Annotated in this window: 1 protein-coding gene; it reads right to left on the bottom strand. The window is 65.1% G+C overall.

All coding sequences use genetic code 11. The features are described 5' to 3' along the window. The coding region (locus G3I60_RS44250; protein WP_164608605.1) for an extracellular solute-binding protein at positions 1 to 392 on the bottom strand (392 nt) is incomplete at both ends.

The following is a 392-nucleotide window of genomic DNA, read 5'->3' as shown; positions in this document are numbered from 1 at the left end:
AAGGCGGGAACCTGCCACACGCCGGACCAGTAGGCGACGACGTCACCGCTCTGGAACATGGCCGACGGGTCGGCGCCGCTCGTCCACACCGACTTCGGCATGGTCTTGTCGTCGTTCCATCCGACGAAGGTGTTCACGGCCTTCTTGGTCGCCGCGTCCACCGAGAACTTGCCGGAGTCGTCCGCGTGGACGTACTGCCCGCCCATCTCGTAGACCATGGCGCGGAGCCGGGACGGCGACTGGTCGAACGTCAGGGAGTACTTGGCCTTGGTCTTCTCCCGGACCTCGTTCGCCGCCTTGATGAAGTCGTCCCAGGTCCAGGTCTTCGCGGGCGAGGTCGGGAACGGGACGCCGGCCTTCTCGAAGAGCGTCTTGTTGATGAACATGCCGGA

The sequence above is a fragment of the Streptomyces sp. SID13666 genome (assembly GCF_010548325.1).
GTDB lineage: Bacteria > Actinomycetota > Actinomycetes > Streptomycetales > Streptomycetaceae > Actinacidiphila > Actinacidiphila fildesensis.
The sequence above is the reverse complement of the archived record's forward strand: the minus strand, read 5'-3'. Positions and strand labels throughout refer to the sequence as shown.